15 protein-coding genes and 1 tRNA gene are annotated in these 15,250 nt (G+C 58.1%); 8 read left to right on the top strand and 8 right to left on the bottom strand.

Translation table 11 applies throughout. The features are described 5' to 3' along the window. Window positions 1-87: 87 nt before the first annotated feature. From BDE40_RS05880 to BDE40_RS05865, 4 genes are read left to right on the top strand one after another with little or no spacing between them, the layout of a single operon-like run. Entirely contained in the window at window positions 88-1,131 is a 1,044-nt protein-coding gene (locus BDE40_RS05880; protein WP_134013495.1) for a cobalt-precorrin-5B (C(1))-methyltransferase, read from the top strand. Next, a complete protein-coding gene (locus BDE40_RS05875) occupies window positions 1,128-1,865 on the top strand; it encodes a cobalt-precorrin-6A reductase (protein WP_134013494.1) in 738 nt (245 codons plus the stop codon). Before BDE40_RS05880 ends, BDE40_RS05875 begins: the two co-directional genes overlap by 4 nt. Further along, window positions 1,846-2,469 (top strand): DNA-3-methyladenine glycosylase family protein, encoded by a 624-nt coding sequence (locus BDE40_RS05870; protein WP_134013493.1) that lies wholly within the window; start codon window positions 1,846-1,848, stop codon window positions 2,467-2,469. Before BDE40_RS05875 ends, BDE40_RS05870 begins: the two co-directional genes overlap by 20 nt. Continuing rightward, entirely contained in the window at window positions 2,466-3,137 is a 672-nt protein-coding gene (locus tag BDE40_RS05865) for an alpha/beta hydrolase (RefSeq protein ID WP_134013492.1), read from the top strand. The genes BDE40_RS05870 and BDE40_RS05865 overlap by 4 nt, the downstream gene beginning before the upstream one ends. Here BDE40_RS05865 and BDE40_RS05860 read toward each other — a convergent pair. Next, window positions 3,103-3,618, bottom strand: a complete 516-nt coding sequence (locus BDE40_RS05860; protein ID WP_211342401.1) for a hypothetical protein — start codon at window positions 3,616-3,618, stop codon at window positions 3,103-3,105. The genes BDE40_RS05865 and BDE40_RS05860 overlap by 35 nt on opposite strands. Window positions 3,619-3,846: 228 nt before the next feature. Here BDE40_RS05860 and BDE40_RS05855 point away from each other — a divergent pair, with 228 nt between their 5' ends. Next, window positions 3,847-4,431: an HNH endonuclease gene (locus BDE40_RS05855; RefSeq protein WP_073138652.1), complete on the top strand. Its 585-nt coding sequence runs from the start codon at window positions 3,847-3,849 to the stop codon at window positions 4,429-4,431. Here BDE40_RS05855 and BDE40_RS05850 read toward each other — a convergent pair. Both BDE40_RS05850 and BDE40_RS05845 read right to left on the bottom strand, forming a co-directional pair. After that, a complete protein-coding gene (locus tag BDE40_RS05850; protein WP_134013491.1) occupies window positions 4,428-5,327 on the bottom strand; it encodes a cation diffusion facilitator family transporter in 900 nt (299 codons plus the stop codon). The two genes, BDE40_RS05855 and BDE40_RS05850, sit on opposite strands and share 4 nt — an antisense overlap. Window positions 5,328-5,336: 9 nt before the next feature. After that, entirely contained in the window at window positions 5,337-6,296 is a 960-nt protein-coding gene (locus BDE40_RS05845) for a radical SAM protein (RefSeq protein WP_134013490.1), read from the bottom strand. 192 nt (window positions 6,297-6,488) lie between these two features. On the opposite strand from BDE40_RS05845, the gene zwf reads away from it, so the two are divergent. From zwf to pgi, 3 genes are read left to right on the top strand one after another with little or no spacing between them, the layout of a single operon-like run. Beyond that, window positions 6,489-7,940, top strand: coding sequence for a glucose-6-phosphate dehydrogenase (gene zwf, locus BDE40_RS05840; protein WP_134013489.1), 1,452 nt, complete (start codon window positions 6,489-6,491; stop codon window positions 7,938-7,940). Beyond that, window positions 7,940-8,587, top strand: coding sequence for a 6-phosphogluconolactonase (gene pgl / locus BDE40_RS05835; protein ID WP_134013488.1), 648 nt, complete (start codon window positions 7,940-7,942; stop codon window positions 8,585-8,587). The genes zwf and pgl overlap by 1 nt, the downstream gene beginning before the upstream one ends. Next, entirely contained in the window at window positions 8,587-10,185 is a 1,599-nt protein-coding gene (pgi, locus tag BDE40_RS05830; protein WP_134013487.1) for a glucose-6-phosphate isomerase, read from the top strand. Before pgl ends, pgi begins: the two co-directional genes overlap by 1 nt. Here pgi and BDE40_RS05825 read toward each other — a convergent pair. The 5 genes from BDE40_RS05825 to BDE40_RS05805 all read right to left on the bottom strand — a co-directional run bounded on the left by BDE40_RS05825 (window position 10,182) and on the right by BDE40_RS05805 (window position 15,247). Continuing rightward, window positions 10,182-10,655: an acyl-CoA thioesterase gene (locus BDE40_RS05825; protein ID WP_134013486.1), complete on the bottom strand. Its 474-nt coding sequence runs from the start codon at window positions 10,653-10,655 to the stop codon at window positions 10,182-10,184. The two genes, pgi and BDE40_RS05825, sit on opposite strands and share 4 nt — an antisense overlap. A gap of 6 nt (window positions 10,656-10,661) precedes the next feature. Further along, window positions 10,662-10,735 (bottom strand) — tRNA-Gly (locus BDE40_RS05820). A 34-nt stretch (window positions 10,736-10,769) separates the two neighbouring features. Continuing rightward, window positions 10,770-12,803: an ASKHA domain-containing protein gene (locus BDE40_RS05815; RefSeq protein ID WP_134013485.1), complete on the bottom strand. Its 2,034-nt coding sequence runs from the start codon at window positions 12,801-12,803 to the stop codon at window positions 10,770-10,772. A gap of 124 nt (window positions 12,804-12,927) precedes the next feature. Then, the gene (locus BDE40_RS05810; RefSeq protein WP_246030365.1) at window positions 12,928-14,070 is read right to left on the bottom strand and encodes a sterol desaturase family protein; all 1,143 of its coding nucleotides are present in this window, start codon (window positions 14,068-14,070) and stop codon (window positions 12,928-12,930) included. Window positions 14,071-14,164: 94 nt separating this feature from the next. Beyond that, window positions 14,165-15,247 (bottom strand): methyltetrahydrofolate cobalamin methyltransferase, encoded by a 1,083-nt coding sequence (locus BDE40_RS05805; RefSeq protein ID WP_134013483.1) that lies wholly within the window; start codon window positions 15,245-15,247, stop codon window positions 14,165-14,167. Window positions 15,248-15,250: the final 3 nt, after the last annotated feature.

Genomic DNA, 15,250 nt, shown 5'->3' with positions numbered 1-15,250 from the left:
TGACCCGTAACCCGCCCGTGCAAAAGCGAAAGAGCGACGCCGCAATCGCCATTGGCGGCGCGGGGACGTGACGCTAAGGTCGCGCGCATGAGTGACGACACCCTTCCCAAATTGCGCCGAGGCTGGACCACGGGCGCGTGCGCCACGGCTGCCACCAAGGCAGGGCTGCAAATATTGTGGGGCGGCACGGTGCCACCTGACGTGACCATAACCTTGCCCAAAGGGGAAACACCTGTCTTCGCGTTGGCTTCGGTGGTTCAGGGCGATGGCTGGGTCGAGGTTGGCATCGAGAAAGACGCAGGCGACGATCCTGATGTAACCCACGGCGCGATAATCAAAGCACGGGTTTCGGCCTCGTCGGGTGGCGTGACGTTTCGCGCAGGAGAGGGCGTCGGGATTGTCACCAAGCCGGGTTTGCCGATCGGCGTGGGTGAGCCAGCGATTAACCCTGTGCCGCGTGCCATGATGGACGAGGTTGTCGCCGAGATGGCCAGCGATTTCGGACAGATGCCGGATGTGGAAATCACCGTTTCGGTGGTGAACGGGGCAGAGATTGCCAAGAAGACATGGAACCCCCGTTTGGGCATAGAGGGCGGCTTGTCGATATTGGGAACCACGGGGGTGGTCAGGCCGTTCTCGTGCTCCGCATGGATCGCGTCGATCCACCGTGGCATCGACGTTGCACGTGCAGTGGGCTTAACCCACGTAGCTGGTTGCACCGGCTCGACCTCGGAGCGGGTTGTGCAAGACATGCTGGGCTTGCCGGATCACGCGATGCTGGACATGGGCGATTTTGCAGGCGGATTGCTGAAATACCTGTCCCGCCATCCTATCGAGCGGATCACCATCGGTGGCGGTATCGGCAAAATCACCAAGCTTGCACAAGGCGCGCGCGACCTGCATTCCAAGAGGTCGCAAGTCGATTTTATGACTTTGAATGAATGGGTTGAAGAAGATATTTCATCTTCGAATACGGCGCTGGAAGCTGTTACTATCGCACCCGAATTGGCCAGCCGCGTTGCGCAAGAGGCATTGCATCAAGTGAAACTGATATTGAAGGACGCCCCCGTGCAGCCAAGCATTGTGATCATTGATCGTGCTGGCACGGTGTTGGCGACGGCAGGTCTATGAGAATCCTACTTCTGGCCGGAACCAGCGAGGCGCGGGATTTGGCGCACGCGTTGGTAGAACGGGGCCATCAGGTTACCGCGTCATTGGTCGGGGCGACTCGTGCGCCGCGCGATCTGGGATGCGAGACACGGATTGGCGGATTTGGTGGTGAACAGGGCTTTCGCGACTGGCTGGCAGCGCATCCCGTTGATCTGGTCATTGATGCAACCCACCCGTTCGCCGTTCAAATCACCGACCGCACGGCACGTGTTTGCGCGGAAGTTGGGCTTGAGCATCTGCAATTGCGGCGTGATCCTTGGGTGCCGGCTGACGGCGACAACTGGACCTTTATCGACCATCCCGCGCAGGCGGAAAGCGTGATCCAAGCCGGATCAAAGGTGTTTCTGGCAACGGGCCGGCAGACCTTGGAACAGTTCGCCGGCTTGTCGTCTTGCACGTTGATATGCCGCCAGATTGATCCGCCCGAAGGACCGTTCCCGTTCGAGAACGGGGAGTTTCTGGTCGGGCGGCCACCGTTTTCCATCGAAGACGAGGTGCAGTTGTTCACCAACCTGAAAATTGACTGGTTAGTGGTCAAGAACGCTGGCGGGGTGATGTCGCGCTCCAAGCTGGACGCGGCGCGCCAGATTGGGTTGCCCGTGCTGATGATCAACCGGACAACGCCGCCGGACGGCCCGATTGTCACGAGCGTGGACGCGGCTTTGGAGTGGCTCAATGCGCATTATCAAGGGTGATCCTTGCGTCGCCGAAGGGGCAGCATGGCTGGCCGCGCGCGAGCCACGGTTTGCGCAGGCTTTGACGCTGGTAGGGAAGCTGCCCTTAAGGCTGAAGCCGGAGGGATTTTCAGAACTGTTGTCCGCGATAATGGGGCAGCAGGTCTCGATTGCCTCTGCGGCGGCCATTAACGGGCGGTTGCGTGATGCAGGTTTGGTTGACGAGCGCGCGGTCGCAGCCGCGAGTGAGGATGAGCTTCGGGCCTGTGGTCTATCACGGCAGAAAATACGATACGCCCATGCGCTTGCCACTTCCGGCATTGATTTCAATGATTTGCGCGACAAAAGCACGTCGGAAGTCATTCAAACATTGACGGCTGTGCCGGGCATCGGTTCTTGGACCGCAGAGATATACGCCATGTTCTCGCTGGGCCATGCGGATGTGTTCGCGTCGGGCGATTTGGCCTTGCAAGAGGCGGCGCGCATCTTGTTTGAATTGCCCGATCGGCCCAAAGAAAAAGAGATGCGCCAGATGGCGTTGGACTGGTCACCATGGCAAAGCGTTGCCGCGCGCATCTTGTGGGCCTATTACAGGGTGGCAAAAGATCGAGAAGGGATCACATGAAACGGGTTTTGGAAAGCAGCCGCAAGGCATCGAAATCGGGCGAGGACAGCTCGCTGGTGATCTTTCTCCACGGATATGGCGCGGATGGTGCCGATTTGTTGGGTCTTGCGGACCCGTTGTCGGAGCATCTGCCGGATACCGTTTTCGTGGCCCCGAACGCGCCGGAGCAATGCACAGGCAACCCGATGGGCTTTCAATGGTTCCCGATTCCATGGATTGACGGCTCCTCCGAGGAGGAATCCGAGCGTGGCATGATGCAAGCGGTCGAAGACTTGAGCGCCTATATCGACGCGACCATGCAAGAAGAGGGCGTGTCAGAGGCAGAGACCATTCTGGTCGGGTTCTCGCAAGGGACCATGATGGCCCTGCATATCGCACCACGTCGTGAGGACCAGTTTGCGGGCGTGGTCGCGTTCTCTGGTCGCCTGTTGCGTCCCGAATTATTGGCCGATGAGGCGAAATCCAAACCGCCGGTGATCTTGATCCACGGCGATCAGGATGACGTCGTGCCGCCCATCTCCATGCCTGAAGCGGGCGACGCGCTGCAAGAGGCTGGGTTTCCCGTTTATGGTCATGTCATGAAAGGCACCGGTCACGGCATCGCACCAGACGGCCTTGGCGTGGCGCTATCGTTTATCGGGCAGCAGCTTGGGCTAGACCTTGGCTGAGGCGATTGACGGCGCCTTTCAACAAGGCTCTGGCGTATAGTTTATGAAGTGGAAGCAAGGCATTGAACAGGAAACCTAACCTTCCTGTTTTCTTGTCGGCTGTGACGGCGGAGCCGAAGTAAAGGCACGTGCCGTCTCGTATTTGGTCGACCATGAACCACGACCTTGTCTTGGAAGCCATATCGCACATCAGCAGTTGGTTTCCAGTGCGTGCTTCTACAGTCCAGGCGGCAAATGCCTCGGTCCGGCCACATGCGATGTCGGCAGCATCCTTGTCCGTTGACGGGCTTTTGGCGGCGTATTTCAGGATGACACGTTCGGTGCGAAACAATGGGGCTGTGTAGAACGCGTCGATGAAGTGCGAAAGCTCGACGGTCTCGGGGACGGTGACCACAAAGCAATCAGTATAATGACCCACGCCGTTTTCATAGCGGCGCAACAGCGCGTCTTCGGGTAGGGGTGGCGTCGAAATAGATGGCATTTTGTGTTCCCTGTCGATGCGTGATTTGAACTTAGCGAGTCTGGCTGCCTGATCCGCTGTGCAGAATCGTCACATGTCTGTCACTCAAGGAGGCCTTGCTTGCGCCGTGACCCGCCATATGGCGGGGCTTGTCAGGTGAGAATAACGATATATAGTTTTTCAAGACTGGGGCGGGGCTCCCCGCTCTGGTGTTCGCAACGGCACTACAGAGCAGGAGACCTCTTCTCTATGGACGGCGACTTCAGGCATGATTTTGTACATGAACCGGGGTGTTTGAAGCACAATCCGGCACTGGTGCTTAACGCAGACTACCGGCCCTTGTCCTACCTTCCATTGTCTTTATGGACATGGCAGGAGGCGGTGAAGGCTGCGTTTTTGGATCGCGTCACGATTCTGAGCGAGTATGACGATGTTGTCCGCTCCCCCTCGATGGAAATACGCATCCCCAGCGTGGTGGTGTTGAAGGATTATGTGAAGCCACAAAAGAAGGTGGCTTTCACGCGGTTCAATCTGTTTCTACGTGACGAATTTTGCTGCCAGTATTGCGGTGCGCGGGGGGATTTGACCTTCGATCACGTCGTGCCGCGTGCCCATGGCGGGATCACATCGTGGGAAAACGTGGTGGCGGCTTGCTCCAAATGCAATCTGCGCAAAGGGTCACAATGGTTGCACCGCTCCGGCATGTCCTTGCGCAAACCACCAGGGCGACCGAGCGCAGGGCAGTTGTTGAATGTCGGGCGTAAATTCCCGCCGAACCATTTGCACGAAAGCTGGATAGATTTCCTGTATTGGGACGCTGAACTCGAAAGCTAGGCGTGGCCGATGGTTTCGGCACCCACGCAGGCATCGGACGGGTGTTCGAGCTCCAGGATGATTTCGGATATACCGTGTTTCTGCTTAAGAAGCAGTTTCAATGAGTTGCGCAGCGTTTTTGATGTGTCGGTCGTCACGATATGCGCGCTCAAAGCTGTCTGATCCTCTTCCATTTGCCAGACATGCAGGTGATGAACATCCTCGACGCCGTCATGGTCGCGGATATCCGACAGCAACGCCTCCATATCCAATTGCGGTGGCGTGCCGAGCATAAGGACGCGGATCACAGGGCCGATCTCGCGAATGGATTGCCACAAGATGTAGCCCGCGATCAGGAAGGTAATCAGCGGATCAATCAACGGCCAGTCGAACAACAGAATGGTCGTACCGGCGATGATGACGGCAACGGAACCCAACGCATCGGCCAGATTGTGAAGAAACGCGGCCCTGATATTCATCGACGATTTGGACATCGAGTAGGTGAGCGCCGAGGTCACGAGGTCCACGACCAATGCTGCAACCGCGATCCACACGACCAACCAGCCGTCGACGGGGCTGGGGCTCCATAGACGCAGGGTGGCCTCATACAGAAGATACAGGCCGATCACGATCAGCGTTGTGTAGTTGATCAGGGCAGCGACGGTTTCGGCGCGTCTGTAGCCGAAGGTCATCGTGGCGTCAGCGGGTTTGCGACCGATTTTGCGCGCTGCAAAAGCGATGATCAAAGCGATGGCGTCAGAGAAGTTGTGAAGCGCGTCGGCAATCAACGCGAGACTGCCGGAAAGGATGCCACCGACAACCTGCAAAACGGTGAGGCCCATATTGACAGCGATGGCCCAAGCGACCCGCGCGTCGCCGTCCTCCGGACTTATGTGGTGATGATGGTCATGTGGCATGGCAGGTGCTTACGCCGAACAGCTGGCCCCGCCAAGGACGCAAAATTTCGCACAATGCGGATGGTTCAGCTTCACCTCGGTCTCGGCCTCTTCCAGCGTCGCACCCAACTCGAATTCCGGCTCATAGGCGAGCAGGGTGCAGGCGAGAACGGCAGGTTTGTCGGCCCCCTTGCGCTTAACCACCATACGCGATGAAGAACACATCACCGCATCAGGTGACTTGCCAAGTATATCCCAGCACTCCGTGGTGATCTCCGGCACCTCGACGGTTTCATCCATTTCGGGAAAAAGAACAGTGGAAACAGGGTGCTGAGCGTCGATGTTAAAGTCATATTTTGCGAATATTCCGGCATACCCAGCGCGCGCGGCCACATCGCTTTCGGCCCAGACGGAGCGACCTGCGACAGCCATGCGCGCACCTTGGTCTCGGAGCCATTCCATACCCTCAATGGTCTTTGCAAACGCGTCTTTGCCGCGCTCTTTGTCATGTACCTCTGGTGACCAGTGATCAAGCGAGATGCGGAAGGTCAGTTTGTCACCGAATTCTGCGATGAGCGCAGTCAGCGCAGCGCGCACGGTTTTGCGCATCATCGGACGCATCGCGTTGGTCAGGATCAGGACGTCATAGCCACGCGTGAGAGCGGCGCGGGTCATATCGGACATGTCCGGGTTCATGAATGGCTCGCCACCGGTAAAGGCAATCTCGCGAACACCCCATTTGCGGGTCTCCAGCTGGTCGAGATAGTCCTCCACTTCTGCGGTGGTTAGGTAGACCAGTGCATCATTGCTGGGCGACGACAGGATATAGCAGTTCTCGCATTCGATGTTGCACAGCGTGCCGGTGTTGAACCAAAGCGTTTGCGGGTTTGACAAGGCCACCGACGCACGGGTTTCGCCCTTTGCCGTGACGAGCGGGTCCGTGAACTTGCCCGCATTTGCCTGCAATGCGGCGTCAATCTGGTCTTTCATCCGGTCTTCTCCATGGCCTTCGTGCTATGGCTAGCGCGTTGTGGTGTGAAGAGAAAGTGCTCAAAGTATCATCTGACACGGTTGTGACCAACGTGTGGGGTGTTAGGATATCTTTGAATAATTTTCACTGGAATTGTGACTTCGTTAGCGCTAACAGGTTGGCAACGTCATACCGGAAAGAAGGGTATCCCGATGGTCTCACGCGTCATTCCTGTAGAGAGCTTTGATCTTGTGATCTTTGGCGGCACCGGTGATCTGGCCCGCCGAAAAATCCTGCCGGGGCTGTATAGGCGCTTTCTGGCAGGGCAGATGCCCAACGATGCGCGCATCATCGGGGCCGCGCGAAGCGAGCTGGACGATGACGGGTTCAGGGCACTTATACGCGAGTCCATTGAAGAATTCGTGTCGGAAAAGAAGCGTAAACCGAAAACTGTGGATGCGTTTCTGGCACAGCTGCATTACACGCCTATCGACGCGAAGGGATCGGCCGGCTGGGCTACGCTTGCCAAACTTGTGCGCAAGGATGTGGTTCAGGCGTTCTATTTCTCGGTGGGGCCAAGCCTGTTCGGTGATCTAGCGACGCGGCTGCACAAACACAAGATTGCGACCCCGGACAGCCGTATCGTGGTCGAGAAGCCGTTTGGCCGCGATCTGGAAAGCGCCAAAGCGCTAAACGCTGTTCTTGCAGCCAGCTTTGACGAGCACCAGATTTACCGCATTGACCATTATCTAGGCAAAGAAACCGTGCAAAACCTTATGGCCGTGCGTTTTGCCAACATGCTGTTCGAGCCGCTCTGGAATGCCCAATATATCGACCATGTGCAGATTACCGTGGCCGAGACGGTGGGTGTCGGGGGGCGCGGAGGCTACTACGACAAATCCGGCGCAATGCGGGATATGATCCAGAACCACCTGATGCAGTTGCTTTGTTTGACGGCGATGGAACCTCCGTCACGGTTTGATCCTGACGCTGTGCGCGACGAGAAACTGAAAGTGATCCGCGCGCTGGATCCAGTGCAGACAGACAATATCGTGCGTGGTCAATATGCGGCGGATAAGGATCAAGCGTCCTATATCGAGCATTCCGAGAACCCCGCGAGCAAGACCGAGAGCTTCATTGCGATGAAGGTCGACATCTCCAACTGGCGCTGGAAGGGCACACCGTTCTACCTGCGCACGGGCAAGCGCTTGAAGGGGCGGATGTCGGAGATTGTGATTCAATTCAAAGAAGTGCCGCACTCCATCTTTGAAGAAGACGCCGGCAATAAAGCCAACGTGTTAGCGATCCGTCTCCAACCGGACGAAGGCATGGATTTGCGCGTGACGATCAAAGAGCCGGGACCGGGCGGTATGCGCTTGGTTGACGTGCCACTTGATATGACATTTGCCGAAGCTCTTGGGCCGGAAGGCGCGGACGTGCCGGACGCCTATGAGCGGCTGATTATGGATGTGATCCGTGGAAACCAGACCTTGTTCATGCGCGGCGACGAGGTCGAAGCGGCGTGGGCGTGGACCGACCCGATTATCGAAGGCTGGCAGAACCGAGGCGACAAACCGGTTCAGTACGAGCCGGGAACAACAGGTCCTGAAGATGCGTTAATGCTGTTGCACCGTGACGGGCGGCGCTGGCGGGAGATTAAGTAATGGAATTTATCGAATATCCGGATCGCGACATGATGATGATCGACCTCGCCAACCATCTGGCGGGGGAGTTGAACGAAGCTTTGATGACCCATGATCAGGTCAGCTTTGCTGTACCGGGTGGCTCGACACCCGGTCCGGTGTTTGATGCCCTGTGTGCGGCCAACCTTGATTGGAGCCGCGTGACCGTATTGGTCGGGGACGAGCGGCGGGTGCCGGCGGACCACGAGCGGTCGAACGAGCGCATGATCCGCGCGCGTCTCCTGACGTCGCGGGCGGCGGCTGCGAATTATGTGTCGATCAGGCCGGATGGGGATACGTTGCCCGATATCTCGGCACATCTGCCCTTGTCGGTGCTGGTCGTAGGTATGGGAGCGGATATGCATACCGCATCGCTGTTTCCGGGCTCTCCCGATCTGGAGGCTGCGTTGGCCTCTGATGCGCCGGACCTGATGTTGGTTGAGGCCTCCGACGGGCTGGAGCCACGCGTTACCCTAAGCGGTCGCGTGTTGGAGGAAGCCATGAGCAGCCATGTTCTGATAGCAGGCAAAGACAAGCGTGAAGCATTTGAGCGCGCGCAACACGCAACCCGCATGGAAGCCCCGATCCGAACCGTCCTTTCGAATGCAACCGTGCATTGGGCGCCGTGATGAGTTGGACCGACCTGAAAACCCGTGCTGAACAGCGCGCAACGCTCGCAGATCTTTTCAGTGAAAACCCCGACCGTGCGCAGGCGTATTCCGTGCGACATGGCGACATGCTGTTCGACTACTCTAAAACCCAGATTGGCGCGGACGACCGTGCGTTGCTTTTATCAATGGCAGCGAACGCTGGCATTGAGGAACGGCGCGAAGCCATGTTCTCGGGCGTAAAGATTAACGAGACCGAAGGGCGTGCAGTGCTTCATACTGCGTTGCGCAACATGAGTGAAGGCGCGGTCGAAGTTGACGGCGAAGACGTCATGGAGGGCGTGCGCGAGACCCGCGCGCGCATGGCTGATTTCTCCGAGGCTGTGCGATCTGGCGCTGTCAAAGGGCAGGGCGGCGCGATCACGGATGTTGTCAATATCGGCATTGGTGGCTCTGATCTTGGCCCTGCGATGGCTGTGCTGGCACTGGCGCCGTATCACGACGGGCCTCGGGTGCATTTTGTTTCCAACGTGGATGGCGCTGATATCGCGGATACGTTGCGCGGGCTCGATCCTGCGACCACGCTGGTTATCGTGGCTTCCAAGACCTTCACGACCATCGAGACCATGACCAATGCCAGAACGGCGCAGGAGTGGATGGCGAAGAGCGTCACCGACACAGGTGCCCAGTTTGCCGCATTATCGACCGCCGAAGAAAAGACAGCCGAGTTCGGCATCGCGCCGGAACGGGTGTTCGGGTTCGAGGATTGGGTCGGCGGGCGCTATTCTTTGTGGGGGCCGATTGGCCTGTCGCTGATGATTGCCATCGGCGCGGATGACTTTGATGCCTTCCTGCGCGGTGCCTACGACATGGATTGCCATTTCCGCGACGCACCTCTGGACCAGAACTTGCCAATGATGCTCGCTTTGGTCGGGGTCTGGAACAATCAAGGCTGCGGCCATGCCACCCGCGCGGTGCTGCCCTATGATCAAAGGCTGACGCGGCTTCCGGCGTATCTTCAGCAGCTGGAAATGGAGAGCAACGGTAAATCCGTGGCGATGGACGGCTCGACCTTGGAGGTGAACTCCGGCCCCGTCGTTTGGGGCGAGCCGGGAACCAACGGCCAGCACGCTTTCTATCAATTGATCCACCAAGGTACGCGGGTGGTACCTTGCGAATTCATGGTGGCGCGGGAAGGTCATGAGCCGGAGCTTGCTCATCAGCATGAGTTGCTTGTGGCGAACTGTCTGGCCCAATCAGAAGCCTTGATGGTAGGCCGCAGCCTCGAAGAAGCGACGGAGATTATGGCCAAGCGTGGCCTGACCGGAGCTGAGCTGGATCGCCAAGCGCGCCATCGGGTTTTTCCGGGGAACCGCCCATCCACCACGCTTGTCTATCCAAAGCTGACGTCATTTGTGTTGGGCCAGATTATTGCGCTCTATGAACACCGTGTGTTCGTCGAGGGCGTGATGCTGGGGATCAATTCCTACGATCAATGGGGCGTGGAACTTGGCAAGGAATTGGCCAATGCGCTGACGCCGGTGCTGCGTGGCGAGGCGTCGGAAGAAGGTAAAGACAGCTCTACCCGATTGCTACTGAGCTACCTTCGGTCGACCTAGGCGTCGGTTGCGCCGTCACGGGTCTTTAGCATGTCTCGTAGCTCGGGGCTGATTGAGCGCTTGGTGCCGTCCGCGTTCAGCAACACGATGATGGCGTGGGAGGTGGTGCGCAAACTGCCACCGGACCATACGGCATAGTCCATCTTGAAGCTGGAGGTGCGCAACACACTGGCCCGTCCCGTCACGATGTAGTCCTCAGCCAGTTTCATTTCGGCGAGGAAATCCACTTGTACCTGACGCAAGACCAGTTGCGGTGCATCCGCCCCTGTGTAGCCGATGCCATAGGCTTGCATATACTGGATGCGAAAGCTTTCGAACCAAGCCAGATAGGCCGCGTTGTTGATGTGACCCAAGGGGTCCAACTCGCTGAAACGTGTGCGATCGGCGACCCCGAAAGCCCAAGGCTCCGGAATTCCAATCGCACGCAGCGTGTCGGCGTCCAGCGGGGTATGATAGGGAATATTTTTCATAAGATTTGGAGCGGGTAACGAGAATCGAACTCGTAACTAAAGCTTGGGAAGCTGCCGTGATACCTTTTCACCATACCCGCCTACCGCTTGATTTATGTGCGCCGCGCGGTGGCGTCAAGAGCGTCTGCGCCTGCGGCGACCGCCGTCTTTATCCCCGCCACCGGTGTTGAAGTTCACCTCTGGCAGGGTCACGATCGAATTCAGGATCGGGAAGGGCTCCACCGCGTTGGGAATGTTTGACGCGTTGACGAAATGCTCTTGGAACCGTGGCTCGATCGCGGTTTCGATCTTGTGGATGTTATGGACAGTTTCTTCGATTTCCCGGCGGGCCTTGGTGTTCAGCAACGCGATGCGCGCGCCTGTACCTGCGGCGTTACCGGCAGAGGTGACCTTGTCGAGTGGCGCGTCGGGGATCATGCCCAGCACCATGGCGTGTTTCGGGCTGATATGCGCCCCGAACGCGCCAGCCAGCACCACGCGGTCGACCTTGTCGACGCCGAACTTGTCCATCAGCAAGCGCGCGCCGGAATAGAGCGCGGCCTTGGCCATCTGGATTTCGCGGATGTCGCGGTTGGTGACGGTGATTGGGCGCTCGGGGTCATCATAGACCATGTAACTAAATGTTCTTCCGTCTAAAAAACAACGGCTTGTGCCGGTTTGTTCAGGTGATCCGATCAGGCCGGGACCATCGACGATACCCGCCAGACGCATCTCGGCCACCATTTCGATAATGCCGGAGCCGCAGATGCCGGTGATGCCGGTGCTGGCGATGACCTCGTCAAAGCCGTCCTCGTCGGACCAGACGTCGGAGCCGATGACGCGGAAGCGGGGTTCCTTGGTCACGGGGTCTATTTCCACGCGCTCAATCGCGCCGGGTGCAGCGCGCTGGCCGGAGCTGATTTGCGCCCCCTCGAAGGCCGGTCCGGTCGGCGACGAGCAGGCCAGCACCTTGTTTTTATTCCCCAGCAGGATTTCCGCGTTGGTGCCGACATCGACGACCAACACAAGGTCTTCGGACTTGTCGGGGGCCTCGGACAGTGCCACGGCAGCGGCGTCTGCGCCGACATGGCCCGCAATGCAGGGCAGCAGATAGATGCGGGCGGCTGGATGAAGGTTGAGACCTAACTCAATGCCCCGCAACGATAATGACTCAGACGTGGCAAGCGCAAACGGTGCCTGACCCAGCTCGAACGGGTCGATGCCAAGGAACAGGTGGTGCATCACCGGATTGCACACAAACACGGCATCGACGATCAGATTGCTGTCGATACCGGCTTCTGATGCGATATTGACGAACAACGCGTTCATGCCTTCGCGCACGGCTTGGGTCATTTCTTCGGCCCCGCCTGGGTTCATCATCGAATAGCTGACGCGGCTCATCAAATCTTCACCGAAACGGATTTGCGGGTTCATGATGCCAGAGGACGCCACGACCTCGCCCGTCGCAAGGTCACACAGATGGCCTGCGATGGTGGTGGAGCCCAGATCGACCGCCAGCCCGTAAACCGTGCCTTCATAGAAGCCCGGCCAGATATGCATGATGCGCGGCCCGAACATGGCATCGCCCAGATGCACAGCGCAGGTGACTTTCCACTCTCCCTTGCGCAGGGTGGGTTGCAGCGTTTTCAGAAGACCCAGATCGGCCTCCAATTCCGGCAGGTCCCAATCAAGGCGTAGCGCTTTGATCAGACGTTCCAGATCGCCGGAGGGTTCGTGCATGTCGGGTTGCTCTACCTCGACATAAAACAGCTTTGTAGACGGGTTCAGGGTAATGTCACGCGCCTCTGCACGTTTGCGGACGACCTGACGGTGGACCTGACTGCTTTCAGGGACGTCAATGACGATGTCGCCTTGCACCTGCGCCTGACAGCCAAGGCGGCGGCCTTTGGTCAACCCGCGTTTGTCGTCATAGCGTTGCTCGACGCTGTTCCAGTCGCTCAGGGCGCCATCTTTGACCGTGACGCCGTGTTTTGGAAATTCACCGTAAGACGGTGTGATCTGGCACTTCGAGCAAATACCCCGCCCGCCACAGACCGAGTCCAGATCAACGCCCAATTGGCGCGCGGCGGTCAGCACCGGAGTTCCAACCGGAAAATGCCCGCGCTTGCCGGAGGGGGTGAAGATCACGAGTGGATTATTGTCGGACATTGGCACACCGAAGCAGTTGTTTCTGCTTAGAGTTGTAGGGCTTTCAACCCGCTCCGCAATGGCCGTCTGCGACCTGATCTTGCAAGAATACGCATGGTTATCATGAATGGGATCAGTCCGGCGCCTATTCCGCTTCCGGCACCTTCTTCTTGGTGAACGGATGCAGGAACTGCTTCACAAATCCACGCGGAACCTGTTCTCCCGCCACGCCGTACCGTTGGGGCCAGCGGCCTTCGGGCATGTGGTAGGTGCCGAACAGGCGATCGAGGATCGGGAAGTGGATGGCGTAGTTGACGTCGATCGCCTCGCGCTCCGCGCCGTGGTGCCAGTGATGGAAGCGGGGGGTGGCGAAGGTGCTCTCGATGGGTTTCAGGTTCCAGCCGATGTTGGAATGGATGAAATGCGAGTAGAAATAGACGATCAGGACATAGGCCTGAATGGCCGCCGGATCAAAGCCGAGCGTGAACATCGGGATGGCCGTAAAGCCGCGCAGGATGGCGATTTCGATGAAGTGCATACGGGAGCCCGCCAGCCAGTCGAGCTTTTTGGCGGAATGGTGCACCGCATGGAAGCGCCAGAGCGCGGGGACAGTATGGAACAGGCGGTGCACCCAGTATTGCACGAAATCCGAGAACAGGATGATAAGGAAAAGCTGCACCACGAAGGGCAGCGCGAAGATCCACTCCTGAATGGCGCTCATGTTGAAATAACCGGTTATCAGATTCGATGGCATCAGCGTCAGGAAGGTGAGGACCTGAACCATTAGGGAGGACACGAGGTAGTAGAACATATCCTCCTGCCATTCGGGGCGGAAGACGGTCTGGTCTTGGTCCTGCGGGAAGTAACGCTCCAGCGGGACGAAAAGGAAGCCGAGGAAAACGACGTTCAGGATGAAGAAATCAATGCCGAAATAAAGCGGTGCTGTCAGGGTTGAGCCGTCGTCGGGCGTGCCTATTAGCGACACGATGACGATCATGAATAGAGCAGTCCAGCCAAGGATTTTGTCGCGAGACAGTAGCAGAGACACCAGCGCAAATGCGTACCCGACGAGCAGCACGACTTGCAGCAAGAGTTGCAGATGTGCTGGCGTAATGACTTTCGACAGGTCGGGGGTGGAGAACAGCCCCGGAAAATACATCACCGCCAGTAAGGCGGCCGAGGTCAGGCCCGCCAGCAATGCGCCTCCGCCGGAGAGCCAACCGCTGCCAAAGGGACGATCCTCGCGCGGGCGTTCAAGTTCTGTTTTCAGACGACGGATAAATGACACTGGGGCAAACTCCTTAAAGAATAGCAGGGTTTTGCCGCATCTTGGCAGTCAGGCAAAGCGAAATATGCCGCTTTGCCCGTTGTTTGGGATTGGCTCAGCCCCGACGGCGACGGCCACCCGCACGCCCGCCACGCGCAGCAGCGTCAGTGCCGTCGGCGTTTTTGGGCTTGTTGAAGTTGATCCAAGCACTGCCGGAGGGATCTTGATTCATCAGGAAGTTGGCGGCGCGAATTGCCTCCATCTCCTTGCCGGGTCCCGGTTTGGTAGAGCCAAGACCTGTCAGCTGTGCCAGCAGTTCTGGGTCGATGTCGTCCGGGACAATGATGCCGGCCGCAGCAAGCGCATCGAGCTTTTCCTGCATCTTGATAGGCCCGACGGGCAAGGCGACAGGGTTCATGATGGCGGACGTCATGCCAGCAGTCATTGCCATGGGCAGGAACGCGTTGTTGACGCCGTGGCGATTGGGCAGGCCGAACGAGATGTTGGACGCGCCGCAGGTGGTGTTCACGCCCAGCTCTTCGCGCAAACGGCGTACAAGGGTGAAAACCTGCAAGCCTGCTGTGCCCATCGCACCGATGGGCATCACCAAAGGATCGACCACTATGTCATGTGCAGGGATACCGAAGTCAGCGGCGCGCTCGACGATCTTTTTAGCAACGGCGAAGCGCACGTCGGGGTCCTCGGAAATGCCCGTGTCATCGTTCGAGATGGCAACCACAGGGACGTTGTATTTCTTGACCAATGGTAAAACCAGCTCAAGACGTTCTTCTTCACCTGTGACCGAATTCAACAGCGGGCGACCTTCAGCGGCGGCAAGGCCGTTTTCCAACGCGCCGGGGACCGAGCTGTCGATACATAAAGGAATGTCGGTAACCTTTTGAACACGCTCAACAAGTTCTTTCATCAAGGTCGGCTCGACAAAGTTGTTGTCGGCATAGCGCGGGTCTTCGGCCATTTTGTTGGAGAATACGGCACCGGAGTTGATGTCGAGAATGTTCGCGCCCGCCATTGTCTGCGCAATCGCATCGGCTTCGACGCGTGAGAAGTCGCCTTTTTCCAGCTCCTCGTTGAGGATCTTGCGCCCTGTCGGGTTGATCCGCTCTCCGATCACACAGAACGGTTGGTCAAAGCCGATAATGGCGGTTTTGGTTTTGGATTCGACGATCGTGCGGGTCATTAA

The organism is Litoreibacter halocynthiae, from assembly GCF_004365635.1.
GTDB lineage: Bacteria > Pseudomonadota > Alphaproteobacteria > Rhodobacterales > Rhodobacteraceae > Litoreibacter > Litoreibacter halocynthiae.
This window is presented reverse-complemented; position numbering and strand designations above follow the sequence as displayed.

What these genes read in the sequence shown, in the direction of transcription:
- BDE40_RS05880 (WP_134013495.1), top strand. Translation starts at nt 88, where the DNA reads ATGAGTGACGACACCCTTCCCAAATTGCGCCGAGGCTGGACCACGGGC.
- BDE40_RS05875 (WP_134013494.1), top strand. Translation starts at nt 1,128, where the DNA reads ATGAGAATCCTACTTCTGGCCGGAACCAGCGAGGCGCGGGATTTGGCG.
- BDE40_RS05870 (WP_134013493.1), top strand. Translation starts at nt 1,846, where the DNA reads ATGCGCATTATCAAGGGTGATCCTTGCGTCGCCGAAGGGGCAGCATGG.
- BDE40_RS05865 (WP_134013492.1), top strand. Translation starts at nt 2,466, where the DNA reads ATGAAACGGGTTTTGGAAAGCAGCCGCAAGGCATCGAAATCGGGCGAG.
- BDE40_RS05860 (WP_211342401.1), bottom strand. Translation starts at nt 3,618, where the DNA reads ATGCCATCTATTTCGACGCCACCCCTACCCGAAGACGCGCTGTTGCGC.
- BDE40_RS05855 (WP_073138652.1), top strand. Translation starts at nt 3,847, where the DNA reads ATGGACGGCGACTTCAGGCATGATTTTGTACATGAACCGGGGTGTTTG.
- BDE40_RS05850 (WP_134013491.1), bottom strand. Translation starts at nt 5,327, where the DNA reads ATGCCACATGACCATCATCACCACATAAGTCCGGAGGACGGCGACGCG.
- BDE40_RS05845 (WP_134013490.1), bottom strand. Translation starts at nt 6,296, where the DNA reads ATGAAAGACCAGATTGACGCCGCATTGCAGGCAAATGCGGGCAAGTTC.
- zwf (WP_134013489.1), top strand. Translation starts at nt 6,489, where the DNA reads ATGGTCTCACGCGTCATTCCTGTAGAGAGCTTTGATCTTGTGATCTTT.
- pgl (WP_134013488.1), top strand. Translation starts at nt 7,940, where the DNA reads ATGGAATTTATCGAATATCCGGATCGCGACATGATGATGATCGACCTC.
- pgi (WP_134013487.1), top strand. Translation starts at nt 8,587, where the DNA reads ATGAGTTGGACCGACCTGAAAACCCGTGCTGAACAGCGCGCAACGCTC.
- BDE40_RS05825 (WP_134013486.1), bottom strand. Translation starts at nt 10,655, where the DNA reads ATGAAAAATATTCCCTATCATACCCCGCTGGACGCCGACACGCTGCGT.
- BDE40_RS05815 (WP_134013485.1), bottom strand. Translation starts at nt 12,803, where the DNA reads ATGTCCGACAATAATCCACTCGTGATCTTCACCCCCTCCGGCAAGCGC.
- BDE40_RS05805 (WP_134013483.1), bottom strand. Translation starts at nt 15,247, where the DNA reads ATGACCCGCACGATCGTCGAATCCAAAACCAAAACCGCCATTATCGGC.